Source organism: Clostridium sp. AT4, assembly GCF_001517625.2.
Lineage (GTDB): Bacteria > Bacillota > Clostridia > Lachnospirales > Lachnospiraceae > Enterocloster.
This window is the reverse complement of record NZ_LN999828.1, coordinates 1041142-1065350: the sequence shown is the minus strand read 5'-3', so window position 1 is coordinate 1065350 and position 24209 is coordinate 1041142. Positions and strand designations below refer to the sequence as shown.

16 protein-coding genes and 3 pseudogenes are annotated in these 24209 nt (G+C 46.0%); 1 reads left to right on the top strand and 18 read right to left on the bottom strand.

Features of this window, described 5'->3' with window-relative positions:
• Window position 1: 1 nt before the first annotated feature.
• Window positions 2–3010, bottom strand: a complete 3009-nt coding sequence (locus BN3656_RS11125) for a glycoside hydrolase family 3 protein (RefSeq protein ID WP_066548045.1) — start codon at window positions 3008–3010, stop codon at window positions 2–4.
• Between the two features lie 253 nt (window positions 3011–3263).
• Between BN3656_RS11125 and BN3656_RS11120 the strand changes: the two are divergent.
• A pseudogene (locus tag BN3656_RS11120) lies at window positions 3264–4136 on the top strand (phosphoribosylaminoimidazolesuccinocarboxamide synthase); the annotation flags it as partial.
• Window positions 4137–4215: 79 nt separating this feature from the next.
• Here the strand turns inward: BN3656_RS11120 and BN3656_RS11115 are convergent.
• From BN3656_RS11115 to sigK, 17 genes and pseudogenes are all read right to left on the bottom strand, one after another.
• A complete protein-coding gene (locus BN3656_RS11115; protein WP_066548041.1) occupies window positions 4216–6153 on the bottom strand; it encodes an oleate hydratase in 1938 nt (645 codons plus the stop codon).
• A 113-nt stretch (window positions 6154–6266) separates the two neighbouring features.
• A complete protein-coding gene (locus BN3656_RS11110; RefSeq protein ID WP_066548037.1) occupies window positions 6267–7328 on the bottom strand; it encodes a Gfo/Idh/MocA family oxidoreductase in 1062 nt (353 codons plus the stop codon).
• Window positions 7325–8440, bottom strand: coding sequence for a Gfo/Idh/MocA family oxidoreductase (locus tag BN3656_RS11105; protein WP_066548035.1), 1116 nt, complete (start codon window positions 8438–8440; stop codon window positions 7325–7327). Before BN3656_RS11105 ends, BN3656_RS11110 begins: the two co-directional genes overlap by 4 nt.
• A gap of 353 nt (window positions 8441–8793) precedes the next feature.
• Window positions 8794–9705, bottom strand: a complete 912-nt coding sequence (locus BN3656_RS11100; protein WP_242962990.1) for an Abi family protein — start codon at window positions 9703–9705, stop codon at window positions 8794–8796.
• Window positions 9706–10025: 320 nt separating this feature from the next.
• On the bottom strand, window positions 10026–10622 hold the full coding sequence (locus BN3656_RS17130) for a flavin reductase (protein ID WP_347461181.1): 597 nt from the start codon (window positions 10620–10622) through the stop codon (window positions 10026–10028).
• 42 nt (window positions 10623–10664) lie between these two features.
• Window positions 10665–11819, bottom strand: a pseudogene (locus BN3656_RS17125) (FprA family A-type flavoprotein); the annotation flags it as partial.
• A gap of 90 nt (window positions 11820–11909) precedes the next feature.
• A complete protein-coding gene (locus BN3656_RS11090; RefSeq protein ID WP_066548022.1) occupies window positions 11910–12338 on the bottom strand; it encodes a GNAT family N-acetyltransferase in 429 nt (142 codons plus the stop codon).
• Window positions 12339–12536: 198 nt separating this feature from the next.
• A pseudogene (locus BN3656_RS11085) lies at window positions 12537–12949 on the bottom strand (hypothetical protein).
• Between the two features lie 384 nt (window positions 12950–13333).
• A complete protein-coding gene (locus tag BN3656_RS11080; RefSeq protein WP_242962989.1) occupies window positions 13334–14164 on the bottom strand; it encodes a metallophosphoesterase in 831 nt (276 codons plus the stop codon).
• 346 nt (window positions 14165–14510) lie between these two features.
• Entirely contained in the window at window positions 14511–15449 is a 939-nt protein-coding gene (gene tsf, locus BN3656_RS11075; protein ID WP_066548016.1) for a translation elongation factor Ts, read from the bottom strand.
• A 30-nt stretch (window positions 15450–15479) separates the two neighbouring features.
• Complete coding sequence (rpsB, locus tag BN3656_RS11070; protein WP_066548014.1) at window positions 15480–16232, bottom strand: 30S ribosomal protein S2; 753 nt, start codon at window positions 16230–16232, stop codon at window positions 15480–15482.
• 216 nt (window positions 16233–16448) lie between these two features.
• On the bottom strand, window positions 16449–17237 hold the full coding sequence (codY, locus tag BN3656_RS11065) for a GTP-sensing pleiotropic transcriptional regulator CodY (protein ID WP_066548012.1): 789 nt from the start codon (window positions 17235–17237) through the stop codon (window positions 16449–16451).
• A gap of 119 nt (window positions 17238–17356) precedes the next feature.
• Window positions 17357–19468 carry a type I DNA topoisomerase gene (topA, locus tag BN3656_RS11060; RefSeq protein ID WP_066548009.1) on the bottom strand — a complete coding sequence of 704 codons (2112 nt, stop codon included), beginning with the start codon at window positions 19466–19468 and terminating at the stop codon, window positions 17357–17359.
• A 61-nt stretch (window positions 19469–19529) separates the two neighbouring features.
• A complete protein-coding gene (gene dprA / locus BN3656_RS11055; protein WP_066548005.1) occupies window positions 19530–20642 on the bottom strand; it encodes a DNA-processing protein DprA in 1113 nt (370 codons plus the stop codon).
• Window positions 20621–22174, bottom strand: a complete 1554-nt coding sequence (locus BN3656_RS11050) for a YifB family Mg chelatase-like AAA ATPase (protein WP_066547993.1) — start codon at window positions 22172–22174, stop codon at window positions 20621–20623. The genes dprA and BN3656_RS11050 overlap by 22 nt, the downstream gene beginning before the upstream one ends.
• Window positions 22175–22415: 241 nt before the next feature.
• Entirely contained in the window at window positions 22416–23432 is a 1017-nt protein-coding gene (gene galE / locus BN3656_RS11045; protein WP_066547990.1) for a UDP-glucose 4-epimerase GalE, read from the bottom strand.
• 124 nt (window positions 23433–23556) lie between these two features.
• A complete protein-coding gene (gene sigK, locus BN3656_RS11040) occupies window positions 23557–24201 on the bottom strand; it encodes an RNA polymerase sporulation sigma factor SigK (RefSeq protein WP_278284200.1) in 645 nt (214 codons plus the stop codon).
• Between the last annotated feature and the right edge of the window lie 8 nt (window positions 24202–24209).

Genomic DNA, 24209 nt, shown 5'->3' with positions numbered 1-24209 from the left:
TTTACTCTCTTCTTTTCTTCTTTTTTTCTGGTTTCTTTGTCCGTCTGAGACAGAAAAGAAAGGCAGATGCCGCCATAAGATCAAAAGTGCCTAATGCGGCTCCCCACAGAGGAAAGGCAGGATAAATCACCGGCTTTAAAAGACCGGGGTCTCCCATCCTCTGGCTGTACTCTCTGTTTTCCGCTCTGGCATTCAAATACATATAGAGCACCTCTTTGGAGGTTCTGCGAAGAGCATGATAATAGAAAGCCTCATTTTCCTCCGTCAGGAAGCGGAATTTTCCATCATTTAAAATCCCATCCATCCACAGGCTTCCTCCGGCCCGCAGAGCCTGATCCCCGTTCATATATTTATGGTGATCCGCATAATCTGTGACAATGGCTCCATGAAAGCCCCATTCCTCTTTAAGGATTCCGGTTAAAAGGGCCTGGCTCCCCCCGGCCCACACCGCTCCGATCCGGTTATAGGCTGTCATAAAGCCAGTTGCTCCATAATCCTGAACCAGCATCTGGAAGGGCTTTAGATACAGTTCCCTGAGCGTCTGCTCTGTCATCCAGGTATAAATGCCGTCCCGGTAAATTCCCGATTCCTGATCATTGCAGATCAAATGCTTTACATAGCAATATACGCCCATATCCAGGCTTCCCCTCACTACAAGACCACCCATATGGCCTGAGATCAAGGGATCCTCCGAATAATATTCATAATTTCTTCCGTCAAAGGGGCTGCGGTGAAGGTTCACCGCAGGAGCATACCAGCCGCTGTAACCAAACTGGCCTGCTTCTTTTGCAATTGCTCTTCCCATTTCCCGGGCCAATGCGTTATTCCAGGTCTGAGCCAGTATGCCGGCATTGGGGAAGCCAGTTCCTGCCGGAATCTGGTGAAAGCTTCCGATCTGGGCTGGTCCGTCTGCCTCTCTGGCTAAGGGTTTTCCCAGTACAGATAACGCCTCAGTCTTTACATAGCCATGCAGAAAGAGCTTTTCCATATCAGAAAAGGTAAGCTGATCCAGTACCTCTTCCCATCTGGGATCTTCCCAGTTTTTTCCAAGTCCATATCCCAGATCTGTAAGGCTTCCCATTCGTTCTACCATAAGCGTAAGCTTTTTTACAGACCTTTTGTCCCGTAACGCTTCATCTGAAGCAGTCCATGTCTCATCTGAATGCCAGGTATCCGCCAGTTCTTTGGTATACAGATTCAGGGCCGCCCCTTTATGAGAAAGACGGCGTACCGGCACATTGGCTTTTGGAAAGGTTTTATTAAAATCAGCCCGGCTCAGATAATGGATCGCTCCTCCTGCATCAGAACCGTCTATGGAAACACCGTCCTGAGCCTGTTCCCCCGTAAATTTATTGAAAACAGGAGCACCTGTGATCCGGTCTGTATCATAAAGCGTTCCAGCCGGTACATACAGACGGATGGTATTTTGATCCATGGCTGCCAGATGGTGGGCATCCGAGCGCAGAGACAGCTCATATATGCCTGCCTCCAGTTCATAACCCTGAAATCCGTTTTTATTTGCATCCTTTTCATCATAGGAAGCAAAGGAATAAACAGGAACGGTAAGCGTAAGAGTTTCACAGGCTCCCGGCTCAAGGAGCGATGTTTTTGCATAGGCTGCTAGGGCAACGGATGATTTCTCAATTCCCCCCGGAGTATACGGAGGCGACACATACAGCTGGATCACGTCCTGACCGGCCCGTTTTCCCGTATTCGTGACACGGACCATAACAGAAATTTCTCCGAATGGATCCGGAACCGTCTGTTCCTTTGGAGCCTCCAAAAATTCCCATTGAAATTCCGTATAGGAAAGGCCGTATCCAAACGGATACTGAACCACTCCATCATAGCCCTGCCCATATCTGTTTTCTACCCCATCCCAGAAATGCTGTGCATCTGCTGTCTCATACCATCGATAGCCCACATAGATTCCCTCTGCGTAGTCTACATAGGAAACCTGGTCATAGGCAAAATTTTCTCCCAGATTGCCGCATTTCGTGCCATCTGCAGGATAGAGCGTCTCTGCGTTGGTATAGCGTCCCACACCCTCTCCTCCTGCATTGGCGTAGCTGGCGGCTGTGGAAAAATCATAAGCCCAGGTATCCGTTGTCCGTCCGGAAGGGTTTACGCGCCCCCAGAGGATTTCCGGCAGTACGCCCGCTCCTGATTCTCCCGTAAGGCCTGCATAAAGGCAGGCATCAATGCCGGAAAGACGTTCGATCGCACCCAGAGCCATCACATTTCCCGTATTTAAAACAAGGATCACATTTTTATAGCTTACACCCAGATAGCGCAAAAGATCCTCTTCCTCTTTAGACAGATCCAGATAGGTCCGGTTTGGATCCTCTGTAATTTCTCCCCCTTTTTTTGTCTGCTTATACTGTACCTTGGGACAGTCATTACTCTCGCCTGCAAACCGGCCGATCACAGCGATCGCTGTGTCCGAATAGTCTCTGGCATGGTCTAAAAGTTCCTCTGTATAATACTCCCGGTCTGAAATATGAGGTTCATAAAGGCGGCAGGATTCCTGCGGCCAGCTGTTTAAGGTATCACTATAAGGACGTTTGGGCTGAAATTCACGGTACATCCCTATCAGTTCTTCATTATAAGAAACCCCCGCATCCCTTAAGGCAGCCAGAAAATCCGTCTTAACCTGGGTGATCCGTCCGGAACCGGAGCCTCCGCCCAGCCACTGGGTAGACGCCCAGCCAAATACATTTACCTGGCGGACCGAATCAGAAAGAGGAAGTGTATCTTTGGTGTTTTTTAAGAGTACGCTTCCCTCTTCCTGTATCCTGTGAGACAAAAGCTGACTCTCCTGCGCTGTCTTTTCCATCTCCTCTTCCGATACTCTGGTACGGTCTGCTGCCAGATACAGATTTACTATATCTTTAAAATAAACCGCCGTTCCCGTTACTCCAATACTGACGGCAAGAAGAAGGGAAGTAATCACAAGGCCCGGCCTTATAGCACCTTTCTTTTTGGAATGTGTTTTTTTCTGTCGTATCATAAGGTCAAACTCCTGTCTTTTTTGCACTTCTCCGTTAGTTTAACGCGGATTTGCCATAATATCAATCATTCTTTTTAGCCTGTGGTAAATTTGTCCTGACTATTTTATTTTTACGGCTATTTATTGTGCATAAAAGAGAACCTTTGTTTTTTTGCGTCTGCTGCGGTATAATTTTCAATCTGGGTATTGATTTTTACAGCCGATTTCGTTTATCCTTAGATAGAAGCTACATCAAAATTTTACATATAGCGAGGTATATGACATGAAACCGTTCAAAGAAGGAAAAGTTCGTGAGATTTATGACAACGGCGACAGCCTGATTATGGTTGCTACTGACCGGATCAGCTGCTTTGACGTAATCCTGCACAACGTTGTGGCCGGGAAGGGTACGGTACTGACCCAGATGTCCAGATTCTGGTTTGATTTTACAAAGGACATCCTTCCCAACCACATGATTTCCGTAGATGTAAAAGATATGCCTGAATTTTTCCAGCAGCCTGAGTTTGAAGGAAAAAGCATGATGTGCAAAAAGCTTACCATGATCCCGGTAGAGTGCATCGTGAGAGGCTATATCACAGGCAGCGGCTGGAAGAGCTATCAGGAAAACGGCACCGTATGCGGCATCCATCTTCCTGAAGGCTTACAGGAATCAGAAAAGCTTCCTGAACCCATCTACACCCCTTCTACCAAGGCCGAAATCGGTGATCATGATGAAAATATTTCTTTTGAGCAGAGTGTTTCCCACCTGGAGAAATATTTTCCTGGAAAGGGCGAGCATTACGCGACCCTGATCCGCGATTATACGATCGCTCTCTATAAAAAATGTGCAGACTATGCATTAAGCCGTGGCATCATCATTGCTGATACCAAATTTGAATTTGGTCTGGATGAGGATGGCAATGTGGTTTTAGGCGACGAGATGCTGACGCCTGACAGTTCCCGCTTCTGGCCTGCACAGGGCTATGAACCCGGCCACTCCCAGCCTTCCTTTGACAAGCAGTTTGCCAGAGACTGGCTGACCGCTCATCCGGGCAATGACTGGACCCTTCCTGAGGAGATTGTGGAAAAAACTATTGACAAATATCTTCAGAGCTATGAAATGCTTACAGGAACCAAATTACAGTAAGCGACTTCTGTCCCATACCGCTGAGACAAACATTCAGGCAGAACCCTTTTATACAGGATTCTGCCTGTTGTTTATAATGCTACAGCACTCCGCATTCCCTGAGAAGTTCTCCTATCTCCGTATGTTCAATTTTTTTAATCGCCATTTTCCCTGCTTTCTCAAAACATGCCGGAAGCCTTTTCTTTAAAGGTGAAACTCCATCCATAAGCTTCACAGAGGCATTTAAAAGCTCTCTCATATCATAAGCGCTGCCCCATACCTCCGGTACCCCCCGGTCTACGCCGCACAGGCCGTAAACAGCCTCCATAGCCGTGCGCACGGAATACTCCGTTGTAAAAACCGTGTCTCTGGGAGTTTGGGCAAACTGGCCGATAAAGGCGGCATTTACGCTTCCTTCAGGAATTACATCCGGGCGGTCTCCCTCTCTTCTGGGCATGAAAAAGGCCGTAATATAGGGCATCATAGCCGGAACGCAGACCGCTCCCCAAGCAGCCAGATCATGAATCTGGTCAGCCGGAACTCCCAGATGATACAGCCATTCCTCCGTGATTTCCCTTCCCGTGCATTCACTCATAGGCTTGGGCACGAAATTTCCCACTCCATTTGGAAATAATCCATAGAGCCAGATGCATACCTCTTCTTTCTTCTGAGCCTTAAACTGACCCTGGCGGTTGACCGTCCAGCTTAAAAGCCAGCCGGAATCCTGACAGCTGACAATTCCTCCCGTAACTACCTTTCCTGTACGCGGATCTCTTCGGGCTATCTTTTTTATATAAGAAAGGATCGTCTCATCCGATGTAGTAATTGTGGCTGATTCCCAACAGGTCTTTTCACGGTTGGAGCAGAATTTTTCCGGACGTCCAAAGGACGTATCCTGTACTGCTATATTTTTCCAGAGTGTCCAGCAGTGTTCAGCCTCCGACTGTCTTTTCGGGTCCGGTTTATGATCCTGGTCTCCGTAAACCGTTCCCTCTGTACAGCTTCCATTTGTAATAAAGACCAGATCCTGTTCTGTAAGAGGAATCTGTGCTTTTGCGCCATTTATCATGCAGTCCAGAAATTTTGCCGTCTTTTTTCCCTCTCTGATGTCAAACTCCACATTTGTCACTGCAACTCCAAAGCGAAATTCCACACCGGCTTCTTCCAGATACCGTTTCAGAGGAAGGATCAGTGATTCATACTGATTGTAGCGTGTAAATTTCAATGCTGAAAAATCAGGAAGTCCACCGATATGATGAACAAAACGCCTGAGATAAAGCTTCATTTCCAGAGCGCTGTGCCAGTTCTCAAAAGCGAACATGGTGCGCCAGTAAAGCCAGAAGGGCGAGTCAAATACTTCATTGTCAAATACATCTTCTATGGTTTTATCATACAGGTCTTCATCGCAGGTAAAAAACAGCCTCATAATCTGACGTCCCGCCTTTTCGCTGAGACCAAAATACCCCTGTGTACAGGCAGGCTTTCCCTGTTTTTCCGTTACCCTGCAGAGGGAATAATTGGGATCAGCCTTATTAAGCCAGTAAAATTCATCCAGCACCGAGGCCCCCGGCGTATCAAGCGAAGGGATGGATCGAAACAGATCCCACAGGCATTCAAAATGATCCTCCATCTCACGTCCGCCGCGCATAATATATCCTCTCGATGAATCCAGAATTCCGTCGCAGGCTCCCCCTGTACGGTCAGAGGCTTCCAGAATATGGATTTTATCCCCGGACATTCCGGCATCCCGGATCAGAAAACAGGCCGCCGCCAGAGAAGCCAGACCACCGCCGATTAACCAGGCCGACTTTTCTTCTATTCCCTCAGGTTTTTCAGGACGGGCAAATGCCTCATAATTGCCTTTGGAATAATAAATCCTCTGATTTTCTCCCTTTGCCCCTTTATTTTTACAGGAGGAATTGCTGTCCGTAAGCCTGTACATCCGTCCCTTTTTCCGGCTGGCCATCATAAGGACTGCTCCTGTTCCCGCAGCCATCATTCCTGCAGCCCCCGCCTTCCACATTTTTCCCTTTTTCATAGACTTTCCTTTCGTTTTTACCAAGTATCCGGCACAGGCCTTTCATCCGCCCATGCTGCAGATCTGATGATAGTCTGTACCGAAATCCGGATTTTTAATCGAAAAGCGTTTTTCTAATTCCAGGGCATTGGCTGGGAATGAATCTTACAGCCCTCTGACATGACAGCCTCCTGGAGCAGCAGAGCCATATAGCTGTCCTGAAGAGCATCCCTTAAAGGATAAATTTCTTTTCCCGAATCGAGATACTCTCTCATATCATAAAGCATACAGGCAATGGCATATTCATCCTCAATCTCATCCAGATACAGCTCAGGCTTCCAGCCCCGGACACAATCCCTTAAACGTTTTGTTTCAAGCTGTCTGTACCGTGAATCTAATTCCGGCATAAGATATAGGGTTTCAGGGAAATTTTCTTCTGTAAGCCTGTAAAGAATCTGATCCGTAAGCTCTCCTTTCTGCCCGCGAACGGTCACATGGCGGCTGCGTATAAAAGACCGGTACTGTTCCCCCGAAAAATCATAAAGCGCCGTCTTTCCGGAAGCAAATTCAAACAGAGCCATGATTCTCCCCCGGCTGCTTACAGAACCATCCGTAATAGCCCCCTGACGGGAATCTGTTTCTGTCAGCGGAAACGTAAACTGCTTTCCTATAACAGAAAAGCGTTCATGCCCCATCAAAAGATATTTTCTGATCAGACTGGCCCCATGGTATTCATGTACCAGCGACAGATACATGGAGTCTGGCTGCCCTATGGCTTCATTTTGAATCTGATGCAGTCCTGCCCTGAGTGTGGGACAATGAAAATACTGCTCGCAGACCTGAATTTTACAATGGTATTTCTCTTTTAATTCCCAGATTCGTCTTAACTGTTTCAGAGTGCATCCAATCGGTGTTTCAGTAAGCACAGGATAGCCCATCAACGCCCATTTCTCTGCCACATCTGCAATATTCCCTTTATTTACTGCCACAACCACGAAATCCGGTTTGGAGTTTTTGCAGTCCTCGTCTGATACAGTTGTGGGAAAGCCTGTTTCCCCATGAGCCTTTGCGGCCTTCTCCTCAGATCTGCATAATATGTATTTTAGTGTAAACAGCTCCGGATACCGTCTGGCAATTCTCCCGTAAAACATGGCTCTGAAGCCGGAGCCGATGATAACAAATGACAATGGTCTCATATTTCCTCCCTGATCCGTTTTTCCAGCTCCCTCTCATACTGCACTTCGTCTATCGGAAGAGAAACAGGCGCTCCCATCCAGGCAGAAAGATAGGCGGCATTGGTAAGCTCCAGAGAATTTAAGCCTTCCAGCCCATTGACTCTGACCGGACGTTTTTCCAAAACAGCCTGTGCAAAATCCGCCAGCATTTCCTCATAGGGTTCTTCATCCTGAGGAAATGTTTCCTCTGTAACTCTCTCCTTCAGTTCTTCTCTGGAATTGCAGGAAGCCGTCCTTTTATATTCTTCCAGATCCCGATCATACAGATGAAGGGTCAGATGGCTGTCCTCCAAAAGAAGCGTTCCCTTAGATCCCACAATTTCCAGCCGTTCGGTCCAGGTTCCTTCTCCCGTAGTAAGAATAAATACTGCTGTTTTCTTATCCGGATATTTCATCACAATCGTAGCCTCATCATCCACTGAAAAATCGTTATATTTTCCATAGGGAATCAAAGCGTAAAGGCTTTCCGGCATTCCAAAAAGCCACTGCCAGATATCAAGCAGGTGCTGTCCCTGGTTTAAAAGTGCACCGCCTCCTTCTCCCCTCCAGCTGCTTCGCCAGCTTCCGGATTTATGATAATGCCAGGTTCTGTAATATCTGGAGTTCTCCATCAGAATGCGGCGGATTTGTCCCAGAGTCCCACTTTCAAGAAGCTCATGGATCCGTTCGTACTTTGGATACATCCTCTGATGAAACATCATTGCAAAAACAAGATCCTTCTCTTCTGCCTTCTGACGGATCTTCAGGCACTGCCCCATGGAAACGCCTATGGGCTTATCACAGAATATATGCTTTCCCTTATCAAATGCCTGTATAATCATCTCCGGATGCAGCTTATGGGGCGTAACTATAAGACAGGCGTCAAACAGATCTGAGGCGTCAAACAGTTTCTCTGTGTCCTGAAAGACAGGAAGCTCTCCGCCAAGCTCCGCTTTTGCCCACTGACTGCTTTCATGGCTCCTGCAGCAGACTGCCCCAAGACACATCCCGGAAATCCTTCCCTCCTGTATCATTTTCGCATATTTTTTTCCCATTGTACCGATCCCAATAACGGCCATTCTGATTTTTTCCATCCGTCTTCCCTTCCTTTCTGTTTTAAGCAGCAGGCGGGCCGGAAAACGTTTCCCGGCCCGCCTGATTCATCATTTACTCCGGATCATTCACGGCGCAGCCTTAAATAAAGAACCCTCTATGGGTATTGTAAACACCTTATCACCAGAATGCAATAGACAGATTAAATAGCTTTCAACGAAGATAGCTTATTCTCCAATACAACGACTGCTTTGAACCCTGATTTAAAATCAGTGCTAACAAATTGAAATAGGCAGCCTTTTTTATAGCTGCCTACCCGCCAATGGAATATTTGGATTCGGGCATTACCCATGCCTTCCTACGGTCTATTTTATTATATTCACAAACAGACCCTTTATCCATGCAAGGACAATATTTTATTATATAAAGCCCTCCAATTTGTCGGTAAAATGTTCATCTTATATATATCCAGTTTCGTTTTCCATATAAGTTTATCCAATTCCTCTGCCAACATATCCCCATCCTTCTGCGGCAGTATTTTCTTTAACGCATACAATCTTGAATACAGATTTGTATTATCTGGAAGAACATCGGAACTGTCCCTATTATCTGGTATTACCACTGAAGAAGTCATACCTGCCAGCATAGAATGATGCGCACAGTAATTTCTAAGATTCCTGATCGCATCCAGCCATGTATCCATCTGTTTTGTTGTTTCTTTTTTATAATTATTTCCCGGATAGGTATAATTCAATACTTCCTTTCGCAAATCACCACGCAAATATGAATAAAGCATAACAATCGTTCCCATTTCAAAATATGAAAATGCCGCCCATACAGGCAATACATTATTTTGACGGGTTCCTCCCCTGCGATACTCTTTCAATTCCGGATGTTTAACCACATCTCTTCTCAGTTTTTCTTCATCACTGGTCAAGCCGGCAAAAAACCTTGTATTAAAAAATAATACATTTTTATTTCTGGTCTTTTTATCCTTTTCACTTCTGGTAGGAGTATAATATTGCTTATCCAGATAAAAACCTGCATCTCCAGTCTTTAGTGAAATCGCATTCGCAATCGCACTTTTAAAATAGACTTCTGCCTTCTTACAATATTTGAATAATAACAATCTCAGCTGCATATCGAAATCATACAACTCAAAGAAAACCTTTGCATCTGCTTTACTTCCAAATACATTGACCTGTGTTAACAGATATTTTCCATAACGGCTTGCTCTAAAGTATCCTGCATATTCTAAAAAATCTCTCATCTTTTTTCTCTGTCGAAAGTTTACATACTTTTTCATAAGTACCACCTGATTTTCCAAATCTATAGGCAATTCAGTATTTGACACTCATAACACCTTCTTTCATAGTAAAAAAAAAGAATGGATATACCATTCTTAATCCCGCCAATGGAATATTTGGATTCGGGCATTACCCATGCCTTCCTACGGTCTATAATTATAGTAACACATGCAAAGCAAAACTTCAACCACCTTTTTCACCTGAACCTTCGCAGTTGAAGCCACCCAAAATAAATAAGTATGTACCCCTGAACTACGCAGCATGCGGGCCGGAAAACGTTTCCCGGCCCGCCTGATTCATCATTTAGTTATTCTGCAGCCTACTCAATGGGTTCAAAATCAGCTGCGCCATGCTTGCACAACGGGCAGATAATATCATCCGGCAGAGTATCTCCCTCATAGATATAGCCGCATACCTTGCACACAAAGCCCTTCTTGCCATCTGTCTGAGGCTTCGGCTTTACATTGTTTTGATAATAGGTGTAGGTCATGGTCTCCCGATCGCTCATCACCCTTGCTTCTGTTACGGAGCAGATAAACATACCGTGAGTATCCAGATCCACATACTGATCTACCTTTAATGACATAAAGGCATTGATATACTTGGGCAGGAAAGCCAGGCCATTGTCCGAACGGCAGATCTTCATACCTGCAAATTTATCTGCCTGACGTCCGCTTTGGAATCCAAAGGTTTCAAATATCTTGAAGGGAGCTTCCACGGACAGGCAGTTTACATTCATAATACCGGTCTGCTTGATCACATGATGGGAATAATTGGCCTTGTTAATATTCACAGCTACCCGCAGAGGCGTATCTGTTAGCTGCGTTACCGTATTTACAATGAGGCCGTTATCCCTTGTTCCGTCATTTGAGGTCACTACATAAAGACCATAGCCGATCTTAAAGAGAGCCTTCATATCATGCTTATTTGCCGTGACCTGAGAACGGGCAATATACTCCTCACAGAGTTCAGCAGCCATTCTGTCAATCTGCTCTCTGTTCTCACTGCTCAGCGAGGACTGAATGGTAATTTTATCCTTTAACCAGGTAATATCCTTTGACTTTTCAAACATAGACTTCATGGTCTTTGCCGCCAAAGGTGCCCAGGAACCATTTTCAATCAGGCCGATGGTGCGCTTGCAGTATCCCCGCTCTGTCAGATGGTCAATAAAGGTTCTCATAAACGGGAAAATCTCCGCATTGTAAGTAGTAGTTGCCAGTACCAGCTTTCCGTAGCGGAAGGCATTTTCCACTGCCTTTGACAGATCCATACGGGCCAAGTCGCAGACTACTACCTCCGGACAATTTTTTTCACGCAGTCTGGAGGCCAAAAGCTCAACTGCCTTCTTTGTATTTCCATAGACAGAGGTATACGCAATAACCACACCCTCTGACTCTGCCTCATAGGAGGACCAGATATTATATTTTTCAAGATAATGCCCCAGATTTTCCTTGAGAACCGGTCCGTGAAGAGGGCAGATCGTCTGGATATCAAGAGCTGCAGCTGCCTTTAAAAGCTTCTGCACCTGTGCACCGTATTTTCCCACAATACCGATATAATAGCGGCGGGCTTCATCGTCCCAGTCCTCCTCTGCATCCAGAGCACCGAATTTTCCAAAACCATCCGCAGAAAACAGCACCTTATCTGTACTGTCATATGTCACCATAACCTCCGGCCAATGTACCATAGGCGCAAATACAAAGGTCAGTACATGAGAACCCAGAGTAAGCGTATCTCCGTTTTTCACCTCAAGAGTATGTCCCTCCAAATTCATATCCGGAAAAAACTGTCCCATCATGGCAAACGCCTTGGCGTTGGATACAATGGTTGTATTGGGATAATTTTTCATGAAATTATAAATATTTGCGGAATGATCCGGCTCCATATGCTGGATAATCAGATAATCCGGCGCCTTTCCCTTCAAAATACCGGACAGATTGTCCAGCCATTCGTGAGTGAATCTGGCATCAACCGTATCCATAACAGCACACTTCTCATCGCAAATCACATAGGAGTTATAGCACATCCCGTTGGGAACCTTATACTGTCCTTCAAAAAGATCTACGCTGTGATCATTAACGCCTGCATAAATAATATCTCTGGTAATTTCCATTATTATGCCCCTTTCTTCGTGATAGCTTTATTCTACCACGAATATGACGATTTTTCTATTAAAATCAGGTCTCATATTGTTAATTTTTTATTAATCTTCCCAGAGCATAACATATTCCTTCTGCCCTGTCATCTCATCGGTTTCCTCCATCTGAATCCGGAAGCTCTCCCTCTGATAAAAACGTACAGCCCTGGTATTTTTTGCATATACCCTCAGAGTCAGTCTGGAATGCTGCTTTTTTATATAGTCAAGGAGACGGCCCCCTATCCCCTGTGACCAGCTCTGGCTTTGCACAAAAATCCCCGCAATATACTCTCCGTCCAGTCCCACAAAGCCCTGAACTTTTCCTGAACCCTCTTCTTCCCATACATAAATTTCAGCCTCTGCAAGCATTCCCCTCACCGCTTCAAAATGATCCCTCCAGTATGAGGCAGGAATAAAATCATGTGCCTTAATATTTGTATCCAGCCAAATCAACGCAACCGGATCAAGATCTGATTGTTTCATACTACGTATCATACTATACTCTCCAATTTTGAATTTTCTAACAGCAAAAAGCACCCGCATCGTTTAAACCATGCAGGCGCTTTTAATTTACAACTTTTTATTGGTTGGTGCAAGTTTTTTATTTCTTTTTCAAGATTTATTATACTGCTTATGCTTATAAATATATCAGAACATTTTTCCAAGTGTACAGATATGGCTAAAAATTACATCTTAAATATAACGGCAAATATGATCCACTGCTATATCTGAAAACCCATAGGCTTCCGCCTTTGTCATTTTTCCATTGCAAACCTCTATGACTTCCTTTAACAATCGTTCTCCCGCTTCTTCAATCGTACAGGTTCCTTCCATTATCTCACATACACCTATATCAATGTTATCATGCATACGTTCAAACGTATCTCGATTTCCGGTTACTTTAAGAACTGGTGCCAGCGCATGTCCCGTTGGTGTTCCCCTGCCTGTGGTAAACACAATAAGACTGCCCCCGCTACCATTGAGGTAACAGATGCAATATCATAGCCAGGAGTATCCATAATAATTGCGCCTTGTTTTGTAGGTCTTGCTGTCTCAGGCAGAACTTCCACAATGGGCCTTGTACCTCCTTTACGGATACATCCCAAACTTTTTTCTTCCAATGTAGATAATCCCCCTGTTTTATTTCCCGGTGTCGGCTGGCCTGTCCGGCAGTCCTATCCGGCTAAAGCCAGATGCTTCTCATAATCTTTACAAATCTGGATAATCTGATTATGAATCTCAGGAGTTGCACCACGTTTTGCTCACTTAGACAAATTTTATTATCTATTTACAATAGTTATATGATTTAGAAGCAGAAGTCAACATTTTTCATTATTTTCTTTATAAAGTTGTATGTTTTATAGTTATTTTTACATTAGTTGTAATTTATATCTTTTTATATTTTGACGTTTTATACAATCAGCCCCGGTCTGTGTGGTCATTTTATCATTTTTTTGGTATTTTGCGTCCTGTTTTATGTTTTTTTACAATTAAATGCTGTCCAGGTGAACAATAACCACTTCCGGCCTGTTATTAAACCGTACCGGAATGATACTGCTTCCTATTCCTCTGCTGACAATCATAGTTGTACGGTTTTCTGAATAGGCTCCTGCATCATATTTGGGAAAAATCCCCTGACCAGGCGCGATCAATCCACCGATAAAAGGCAACCTGAACTGTCCGCCATGGGCGTGTCCGCTTAATACCAGATCAATGCTTTCGGACACATAGGTTCTGAAATACTCCGGTCTGTGAGACAGCAAAATGCAGTAATCTTCCGTAAGCTTCATCCCCTTTATTTTATTTTTTAATGCGCTTTCTTTTTCAGATAAATTCCCAGTGGTAAAATCCGGATCGTCCAGACCTGCAATCTGTATCCTTTCATTATCCTTCATAAGCCCTACGGATCTGTCATGCAGGATGATAACATCTGTATCAAGCAGTTTTTCCTCTAATTCCTGATACCGTCCGCCAATCCACGCTTCATGGTTTCCTGTCACATAATAGCATGGTGCAATCTCTGTAAGTCTTTTTATCAGCTCCTCCGCTATTTTCATATCGGTTCTTTTGGAATCTACAAAATCTCCAGTTACAGCAATCATATCCGGACTTTCTTTTTTGATTATGGACGTCAAACGGCAATTATTTTCTCCATACTCCCCATTATGCAGATCCGATACAACGGCGATTTTGTATTGGTCAAATGCAGCCGGAAGACTGTCGCTTAAAACAGTATAATGTGTAATACCAACCGTGTTATTCTGCCAGCCGGTCCATATTATCAACGCCGCTGCTACCGCCGCCAGTTTTATATGTTTCACTATTTTCACCTCCGGGGAAATTTCGTCTATGATCCATCCGTTATTTAAAAATCAAATACAGTGCAAGGATAATCCCATTCATCTATCTACCATTTTCCTTCCTTAGCGTGTTTCTGTTTTACCTTTCATCTGTGTTCTTTTCCATCACCTGGGTAATCTGCTCATAGCCATGTCTATGCAGAACCCTACTCCAGTACAGGCCAAACCAGATCCTGATATACACCTGCATTATAATCTATAGATTAATGCATCGTAAAGCGCAAATCCGTTTCAAACCGCAAAAAACCCTTGAAAATGCCCATTTCTGAGCTTTTCAAGGGTTTTAACCTAGATTTTATTCAGGAAATTACTTACCCATCTGAGCTGCAACCTCAGCTGCAAAATCCTCATTCTTCTTCTCAAGACCCTCGCCGGTTTCGAAACGAACGAACTTCTTGATCTTAACGTCTGCATTGTTTGCCTTTGCAACAGCTGCAACATACTGAGCTACACTCTGCTTGCCATCCTCAGCCTTTACATAAACCTGATCTAACAGACAGAATTCCTTTAATTCTTTGTTGATACGTCCCTGGATCATTCCCTGGATTACCTTCTCAGGCTTGGAAGCCTCTTTAGGATCATTCTGGATCTGAGCCATCAGGATGCTCTTCTCATGCTCGATGAAAGCCTCGTCAACCTCATCTCTGCTGGTGAACTGCGGCTTTAATGCAGCTGCCTGCATAGCTACGTTTCTAGCCATCTCTTTGATCTCGTCATTTACAACGTTGGTCTCAACGTCAACCAGAACGCCAATCTTTCCGCCTGCATGGATGTAGGAAGCAACAAAACCGTTCTCCTCTGTTACCTTCTCAAAACGGCGGATATTCATGTTCTCGCCGATGATGGAAATCTGAGAGGAAAGAGCCTCTTTTACAGTCAGGGACTCATCCTTAGCCCACTTCTCAGCCATAAAGCTGTCCATATCAGCTGCGGAAGAAGCCAGAGCCTGTGCTGCTACGTCTGCAACATATGCCTGGAATACGGCATTCTTTGCAACGAAGTCAGTCTCAGCATTAACCTCTACTACTACTGCGGTCTTCTCATCAGCAGTCAGTAATGTATCTACGATACCCTCAGCCGCAATACGTCCAGCCTTCTTAGCTGCGCCTGCAAGTCCCTTTTCTCTTAAGAACTCAACAGCCTTGTCCATATCGCCGTCTGTAGCTGCAAGAGCCTTCTTGCAGTCCATCATTCCGGCACCGGTCATCTCTCTTAACTCTTTTACCATTGCTGCGGTTACTGCCATCTTGTCATCCTCCAATATTAAAAGTTTTAATTACGCCTCTGCACCCTCTGCTTCAAATGCATCTGCAGGTACTTCGATCTCCATTGCGCCCTCTAAAACTTCGCCCTGCTTAGCCTCGATCACAGCGTCAGCCATCTTGGAAACGATCAGCTTAACAGCTCTGATAGCGTCGTCATTGCCAGGGATCACATAATCTAACTCTTCAGGATCGCAGTTTGTATCAACGATACCTAACAGGGTGATACCCAGAGTATGAGCCTCCTGAATACAGATGTGCTCCTTCTTAGGATCTACTACGAAGATTGCGTCTGGAAGCTTCTTCATATCCTTGATTCCGCCCAGGTTCTTCTCTAACTTGTCCCATTCCTTCTTTAACTCGATTACTTCCTTCTTTGGAAGAACATCAAATGTTCCGTCCTCAGACATAGCCTCGATCTCTTTCAGTCTTGCAATACGGCTCTGGATGGTCTTGAAGTTGGTCAGCATACCGCCTAACCATCTCTCGTTTACATAGTACATACCGCAACGCTCTGCCTCAGTCTTTATTGCTTCCTGAGCCTGCTTCTTTGTACCTACGAACAGGATAGTGCCGCCCTCAGCTGCGATATCAGATACAGCCTTGTAAGCCTCATCTACCTTTCCTACAGACTTCTGTAAGTCAATGATGTAGATGCCGTTTCTCTCTGTGTAGATGTATGGAGCCATCTTAGGGTTCCATCTTCTTGTCTGGTGACCGAAGTGTACACCAGCTTCCAGTAACTGCTTCATAGAAATTACGCTCATGTTTATACCTCCGTTTGGTTTTTAGCCGAACCGCTGAGCATGGGTTCCGGCATCGTCCGCCTGCTTCTCATGCTTCTTCAGAAGACCTCAGGCTCTGCCCCAGGCACCTTTCCGAAAAATCCACAGACGTGTTTTTTCAGCCTTTCTACTATATCATAAAAAAAGACAGCTTGCAAGCACTTTTTGCAAACTGTCCTTTATCTTTTTGATAAAATCCTATTTCAGATTTGAATTAGACGCCTTAATGGCCTTTAACTCATCAAACACCACGTCGTTGAGAACCTTGATATAGGTACCCTTCATGCCGGAGGAACGTGACTCAATCACACCAGCGCTTTCAAACTTGCGAAGTGCATTTACGATCACAGAGCGGGTAATACCAACCCTGTCTGCAATCTTGCTGGCTACCAGAATGCCCTCATTTCCGTTAAGCTCTTCAAAAATATGGATAATGGCTTCCAGCTCCGAGAAAGACAGGGTGCTGATGGCAGACTTTACAATCTGAACCTTTCTTGTTTCCTCTGCATTTTCCTCATTCACAGAGCGCATCATCTCAAGTCCTACCACCGTAGTGCCGTATTCGCTGAGGATGATATCATCAATATCATACTGGCTGTCTGATTTATAAATAAATAATGTACCCAGACGCTCCCCTGCAATATCGATGGGGGTAATAATGGCCTGATACTTTTTCACGTTCTCCTCCGCAAAGCCCAGCGTTGCCAGGTTTACGTTCTCCTTTGTAGACAAAACACTGAGAAGACGTTCATTTAACATTTTGTCAACAAAGCCGCCTACCTGATCTTCGATCAGCTCCTCGATCTCATCCACGCCTGGGCAGAGACTTACGCCAAGGACTTTGCCCTTCCTGCTGATAACAAGGATATTGGATAACAGGATCTCACTCAAAACTTTGCAGATGTCATTAAAAACAACCTTATGTGAATTGTTGTTATGCAATAGCTTGTTGATTTTTCTTGTTTTGTCCAACAATTGAACGCTCATAATCGAAACCCTCCTTATCTCAAAGGTATACTATACTAATAATTGAATTTTAGCACAATTTCAAAGCAATAACAAGAGTTTTTTGAAGTTTTCGATTATTTTAAGATATTTGTCTTTTTCTACTTTTCTTTTTCTGCCGGATCCATACGATAACCGCAGGTTTCATCCGCGCAGAGCAGCTTACTGCCCTTTTCTACCATATAAGAGCCGCACTTGGGACATTTTTGAGTGGAAGGCTTCTGCCAGGACATGAAGTCACAGTCCGGATTTGCCTCACAGCCGTAATAAAGACGGCCCTTTTTCGTCTTCTTGCGCACCACCTCTTTGCCGCACTTGGGACAGGGAACGCCGATCTTCTCCAGATAGGGTTTCGTATTTTTGCAGTCCGGAAAGCCAGGGCAGGCCAGGAACTTTCCATGGGGACCGTATTTGATCACCATGTTCCTTCCGCAGAGTTCACAGATTTCATCCGTAACTTCATCCTCGATCTTAACCGATTCCAGCTCCTTTTCCGCGATCGTTACCGCCTCGTCCAGATCTGGATAAAAATTACTTACCACGGTTTTCCATGCCACCGTGCCGTCTGCCACCTTATCCAGAAGGGATTCCATATTTGCGGTAAAGCTCACATCTACAATGCTTGGGAAGGACTGCTTCATGATCCGGTTTACTACCTCTCCCAGCTCTGTCACATAAAGATTTTTATTTTCCTTTGCAACATAGCGTCTGGCAATAATGGTAGTAATGGTGGGCGCATAGGTACTGGGACGTCCGATTCCCTGCTCCTCCAGCGCCTTTACAAGGGAAGCCTCTGTATAGTGAGCCGGCGGCTGGGTAAAATGCTGGCTGGGCTCCAGTTTTTCCAGAGAAAGCGCACTTCCCTTTTCCATGGCTCCCATGGTCTGGCCCTTCTCCTCTTCATCATCTGCATCTACATATACAGACATAAAACCGTCAAAGGACAGCCGGGACGCAGCTGCACTGAACAGCTGGTTTCCTCCCCGGATTTTTACCATGGTCGTCTCATACACGGCCGGAGCCATGCGGCTGGCAGCAAAACGCTTCCAGATCAGCTGATACAGACGGAAAAGGTCTCTTGGAAGAGACTCCTTTACCATTACAGGAGTAAGGGATATATCGGTAGGGCGGATAGCCTCATGAGCATCCTGGATCTTTCCCGCATTCTTTTTGGCCGGTTCGCCTGCAGCCATATAGTTTTCTCCATAGTGCTCTTTTACAAAGGCTCTTGCCGCAGCATCTGCTTCTTCCGCGATACGGGTAGAATCGGTTCGCAGATAAGTGATCAAACCAATGGTGCCGTGCCCCTTTACCTCTACGCCCTCATAAAGCTGCTGAGCCAGGCGCATGGTCTTCTGGGTCGAAAAATTAAGAGCCTTTGAGGCTTCCTGCTGCATGGTACTGGTGGTAAACGGAATCGGTGCTTTTTTCACACGCTCTCCCTTTTTCACCTCATCCACAAGGTAGGATACGTTTTCTAAATCCTTCATAACCGCATCCAGCTCTGCCTTGCTGCGGATCACCGTCTTTGCGCCCTTTGCCTTTTCCTCCTTTCCGCTGTCTGCAGGGCCGTAATAACGGGCAGTCAGAGGCTTTTTCATTCCGGCAATTTTAAAAGACGCGTCCAAGTTCCAGTATTCCTCAGGAATAAATGCATTGATCTCATCCTCACGGTCGCAGATCATGCGCAGGGCCACAGACTGAACGCGGCCGGCGCTTAAGCCTCTCTTAACCTTTGCCCATAAAAGCGGACTGATGCGGTAGCCTACCATACGATCCAACATCCTGCGGGTCTGCTGAGCATTGACCAGATTCATATCCAGCGTTCTCGGAGCCTTTAAGGAAGCCTTTACTGCATTTTTAGTAATCTCATTAAAGCTGATGCGGTAAACGGATTTATTCTTTACCTCATCCAACTTTAAAGCCTTCATCAGATGCCATGAAATGGCTTCTCCCTCACGGTCCGGGTCCGTTGCCAGATAGATCTTATCTGCCTTTTTTACCTCCTTGCGCAGCTTCGCAAGAACATCTCCCTTTCCGCGGATCGTAATATATTTCGGTTCATAATCATGCTCCGGATCAAAGCCAAGCTGGCTTTTAGGCAGATCCCTTACATGGCCTCCGGAAGCGTCTACCTCGTAGCTGCTTCCCAGAAACTTTTTTATGGTTTTCACCTTTGCAGGTGATTCTACGATTACCAGATGATTCGCCATGGTGTAAAACTCCTTATTTTGTGTTACTGATTCTTTCTGTCAGTTTCCCCTTGGGGCCATATCATAAATCCCCTCTGACATAGTACAGACCTGTTGTCCGCACTGCATAGCCTTCCAGCTCCAGAGTGAGAAGGACATCCATGGACTGGCTTACAGAAAGTCCTGCCCTCGCTGCGATTTCCTCTGCATGGAGCGGTTCGGAATCCAAGCAACTATACACCATTTTTTCACGCTTTGCAAGTCCCTTCTCAATTTTTTCCCCCGCCCGGTCTTTCTTTTTGTAGGAAATGCCCATGTTTTCCAAAAGGGTTTCGGCAGATATGAGGACGAAAGCGCCGGAAGCGATAAGCTGATTGCAGCCTTCGCTTAAGGAATCTGTAATCCGTCCCGGAACTGCATAAATATCCTTTCCCTGATCCAGTCCTGTTTGTGCTGTAATCAGGGAACCGCTCTTTTTTCTGGCCTCTATCACCAAAACTGCGTCTGAAAGACCGCTGATGATCCGATTTCTCATGGGGAAATTGCGGGCCAGAGGCGGGGTATCCGGGGGATACTCCGATATAAGACCGCCCTGTTCCCCAATTTGAGTATACAGGCTGTAATTGGATCTGGGATAACAGATATTTACGCCGCAGCCCAGAACTGCAAAGGTTTTTCCACCTCCATCCAAAGCGCCTTTATGTCCGGCTCCATCGATTCCCCTGGCCAGGCCGCTGATAATCGTTACGCCTGCCTCTGCCAGCTCTTTCGCCATATGCTCTGCCGTCTGCCGGCCATAAGCCGAACACTCCCTGGCACCGATAATAGCCGCCGCCGGTTCATCTTCTTTTGGGAGATCTCCTTTCACATACAAAGCAGCCGGAAAGTCATACAGGGAAAGAAGACGGGACGGATAATCCGGATCCAGATGCGTGATAAAACGGATTCCTTTTTCTGCCAGACGGTAATATTCCTCTTCCATCGGATAAAATTCCTTTTTCCAGGCATCATACCGTATGCAGCTTTCCTCTGTCTTTAAGATCCCCGCTTTTTGAAGTTCCATTCCTTCTATATAATATGCATTTCGATAGCTTCCTGCAAATGCTCCGATCCGTTTTACAGTCACAGCTCCCATTCCCTCCATCCGGATGAGCCAGTGCAAAAACAGCCGTTCTAATTCTTCTCCCGTCCCCATAACCGTCCCTCCAGTGTGCGGTATCCAAATGCCTCTGCCAGGTGTTCCCGCCTGATATTTTTCTCTCCTGCCAGATCCGCTATGGTTCTGGCTGTCTTTAAAACCTTATGATAACTTCTGGCACTTAATCCTCTTATTTCATAAACTTTTTCGGCAAACTCCCGTTCCCTTTCTCCCAACGGACAAAAACGCCGGATTTCCGCCGGCCCCATCCGGCTGTTAAAGCGGATTTTCGTTCCTTCAAAGCGCTTTTTCTGTATTTTTACGGCCCGTTCCACCCGTGTGCGGATCTCTTTTGAGGATTCATTTTCCGCCGGAGTCTCTTCCAGCTCCCGAAAGGAAACGGGAGCCGCCTCCACCCCCATATCGAAGCGCTCTAAAATAGGGCGGGACAGCCTTCTTAAATATCCCTGGATCTGCGCCTCTGTACAGCTGCACCGGTTACGGTTCGGAAAAAAGCCGCAGGGGCAGGGATTCATGGCTCCCACAATGAGAAAATCCGCCGGAAACTCACAGCTTCCCCAGACACGGCTGATCACAATTTTCCGTTCTTCCATAGGCTGACGCAGCGCCTCTATGGCGCCGCGGCCAAAATGAGGCAGCTCATCTAAAAACAGCACACCTCCCGAAGCAAGTGAAAATTCTCCGGGAACCGGAAAGCGGCCGCCTCCCGTAAGGCCCTGAGGAGAAATCGTATGGTGAGGACTGCGAAAGGGCCGCTTAGAAAGCAGCGGACGCCCAGGGGGAAGCTTGCCGCAGACGCTGTAAACTCTGGATATCTCTATATCCTCTTCTCTGGTGAGACCAGGAAGAATCGTGGGGATACGGGAGGCTACCATAGATTTTCCGGTTCCCGCACTGCCGCACATCAAAAGTCCGTGCATTCCCGCCGCAGCCACCTCTGCGGCCCGCCGCAGCACTCCCTGCCCGTTTATTTCCTTAAAATCGACCAAATCTCCTTCGCAGGATCTATCCTTCTCCTCCTCTTCTGTCTCCTCTTTCTGTCTTGTACTTTTCCAGTCCGGCCTGGCCAGCGTCTGGACCAGCTCTTTCAGTGAGCGGATCCCGATGATCTGTATTCCTTTTATGAGCCTCCCTTCCCTTTCATTTTCCCCCGGCAGGATACACTGTCTCAATCCCCCTGCTCTTGCGGCCTCCGTATGGACCAGAACTCCCGGAACTGGTTTTACGCTTCCATCCAGCCCCAGCTCTCCAATCACAAGACATTCTCCCAGTCCGCCTGTATCTAAGACCCCAAAAGCACCTAATACTGCTACTGCAATGGGAAGATCAAAGGCCGTTCCTCCCTTTTTTACACCTGCCGGCGATAAATTTACCGTAATCTTTTTAGCCGGAAGCTGAAAGCCGGAATTTTTTAACGCGGTCCGGACCCGCTCCTGTGCTTCCCTGACCTCTGTGGACAGCTGACCGGATATGGAAAAACCTGGAAGACCATTTGCCACATCCGCCTCCACAGACACCGGATATGCCCCGATTCCCTGTATTCCGCTGCTGTTAATCCTTGTAAACATAAACCCACCTCCTGTTTCGTTAAAAAGGTACACTTCGCCCCTGACTCGCCAATGGTAAACGGGAATAAAAAAGATAAAACCAATGAAATTCAGATATGATCAAACAGATTTGAAAAATTTGTTTAATAGATCAAACAGATATTTTTACTATACCGGATAACCTGCAAAATAGCAAGCAAAATTTAAGAGCCATACCAGCCGTTGGAACTCTGTCCGCTTCTGCTGATATGGCTCCTGTATTTTATTCTCTGTAGCCGTCCGGATTCATGGACTGCCATCTCCAGGAATCGGCACACATTTCCTCGATTCCCTTTTCAGCAACCCAGCCTAACTCCTCTTTTGCCTTTGTGCAGTCCGAGTAGCAGGTTGCGATATCTCCGGCCCTGCGGGGCTGAATTTCATACTTTAAAGTTTTGTGGCAGGCTTTTTCATAGGCATGAAGCACATCAAGGACGCTATAGCCTACGCCTGTACCCAGGTTGTAGATGCTGACACCCTCTTTGGATTCCAGCTTCTTCATGGCCTTTACATGGCCTTTCGCAAGGTCTACCACATGGATATAATCTCTTACGCCTGTGCCGTCCGGTGTGTCATAATCATTTCCGAATACATTTAAATGATCTCTCTTACCGATCGCTACCTGCGCAATATAGGGGACAAGATTGTTCGGAATTCCCTTGGGATCCTCTCCGATCCTTCCACTCTCATGGGCGCCGATTGGGTTAAAGTAACGCAGCAGCACTACATTCCACTCCGGATCTGCAGTATGGAAATCCGTCAGGATCTGCTCCAGCATTCCCTTGGTGCGTCCGTAGGGATTAGTGATCTCACCCTTGGGACATTTCTCTGTAATGGGGATCTGTGCAGGATCGCCGTATACCGTTGCAGAAGAGCTGAATACAATGTTCTTTACGCCGTGATTTCTCATCTCATCACACAGGATCAGCGTTCCTGTAATATTATTGTGATAATATTCCAGAGGCTTCTGAACGGATTCACCTACTGCCTTTAAGCCTGCAAAATGGATCACAGCCTGGATGGATTCCTGATCGAAAATCCTTTTTACCGCCTCGCGGTCCAGCAGATCTGCCTGATAAAATTTCAGCTTCTTTCCCGTGATCTCCTCAACACGCTCCAGGGCCTTCTCGCTGGAATTGTAAAGATTGTCTACGACTACTACCTCATAGCCTGCATTCAGCAGCTCTACGCAGGTATGGCTTCCGATATATCCGGCGCCTCCCGTTACTAAAACAGCCATGTCATTTCCTCCTTATCCTGTCTTTCCTACTCAGTATAAACGGAAATCATTTCCATGACAATGCATATTTTTTTAATTTATTTACACTTTTATCCTGTATTTTAGATATTTATGGCGCTGCCGCTTAAAAATGCTCAAATTCTGCCCGAAGCTTCCCTATCGCCCGCTTTTCAATCCGGCTGACATAGGATCTGGATATCCCCATACGGGCTGCAATTTCCCTCTGTGTATGCTCCCTGCCCCGAAAGAGGCCGTACCGCATGGAAATGACCTGTTTTTCCGGATCTGTCAGGCAGCGGTCAAAGGCCCGGTACATTTCCCTGATATCCTGATCCAAGATCAGCCCGTCTATGGTTTCGGGATTTTCCATCTCGATCACGTCCATCAGGCTTACCGTCTCTCCGTCCTTGTCTACTCCGATGGGTTCATAGAGGGATACCTCTCTTGCAAGTTTCTTATTGCTTCTGAGCTTCATCAGCACTTCGTTTTCCACGCACCGGGCCGCGTACGTCGCCAGTTTTGAACCTTTGTCTGCATTAAATGTATTGACTGCTTTTATCAGTCCGATGGTTCCCACCGACAGAAGATCCTCTGTTTCGTAATCCGGGCACTGATATTTTTTTACCACATGGGCTACCAGACGCATATTATGCTCAATGAGCATATTTCTGGCAGACTGGTCGCCCCCTTTGCAGCGCTCCAGACACTCCTTTTCTTCCATCTGGGATAATGGTTTTGGAAAAGTTTTCAAAGAAAGCCACCCCTGCATATTCTTAC

What these genes read in the sequence shown, in the direction of transcription:
- BN3656_RS11125 (WP_066548045.1), bottom strand. Translation starts at nt 3,010, where the DNA reads ATGATACGACAGAAAAAAACACATTCCAAAAAGAAAGGTGCTATAAGG.
- BN3656_RS11115 (WP_066548041.1), bottom strand. Translation starts at nt 6,153, where the DNA reads ATGAAAAAGGGAAAAATGTGGAAGGCGGGGGCTGCAGGAATGATGGCT.
- BN3656_RS11110 (WP_066548037.1), bottom strand. Translation starts at nt 7,328, where the DNA reads ATGAGACCATTGTCATTTGTTATCATCGGCTCCGGCTTCAGAGCCATG.
- BN3656_RS11105 (WP_066548035.1), bottom strand. Translation starts at nt 8,440, where the DNA reads ATGGAAAAAATCAGAATGGCCGTTATTGGGATCGGTACAATGGGAAAA.
- BN3656_RS11100 (WP_242962990.1), bottom strand. Translation starts at nt 9,705, where the DNA reads ATGAAAAAGTATGTAAACTTTCGACAGAGAAAAAAGATGAGAGATTTT.
- BN3656_RS17130 (WP_347461181.1), bottom strand. Translation starts at nt 10,622, where the DNA reads ATGAAGGCTCTCTTTAAGATCGGCTATGGTCTTTATGTAGTGACCTCA.
- BN3656_RS11090 (WP_066548022.1), bottom strand. Translation starts at nt 12,338, where the DNA reads ATGATACGTAGTATGAAACAATCAGATCTTGATCCGGTTGCGTTGATT.
- tsf (WP_066548016.1), bottom strand. Translation starts at nt 15,449, where the DNA reads ATGGCAGTAACCGCAGCAATGGTAAAAGAGTTAAGAGAGATGACCGGT.
- rpsB (WP_066548014.1), bottom strand. Translation starts at nt 16,232, where the DNA reads ATGAGCGTAATTTCTATGAAGCAGTTACTGGAAGCTGGTGTACACTTC.
- codY (WP_066548012.1), bottom strand. Translation starts at nt 17,237, where the DNA reads ATGAGCGTTCAATTGTTGGACAAAACAAGAAAAATCAACAAGCTATTG.
- topA (WP_066548009.1), bottom strand. Translation starts at nt 19,468, where the DNA reads ATGGCGAATCATCTGGTAATCGTAGAATCACCTGCAAAGGTGAAAACC.
- dprA (WP_066548005.1), bottom strand. Translation starts at nt 20,642, where the DNA reads ATGGGGACGGGAGAAGAATTAGAACGGCTGTTTTTGCACTGGCTCATC.
- BN3656_RS11050 (WP_066547993.1), bottom strand. Translation starts at nt 22,174, where the DNA reads ATGTTTACAAGGATTAACAGCAGCGGAATACAGGGAATCGGGGCATAT.
- galE (WP_066547990.1), bottom strand. Translation starts at nt 23,432, where the DNA reads ATGGCTGTTTTAGTAACGGGAGGCGCCGGATATATCGGAAGCCATACC.
- sigK (WP_278284200.1), bottom strand. Translation starts at nt 24,201, where the DNA reads ATGCAGGGGTGGCTTTCTTTGAAAACTTTTCCAAAACCATTATCCCAG.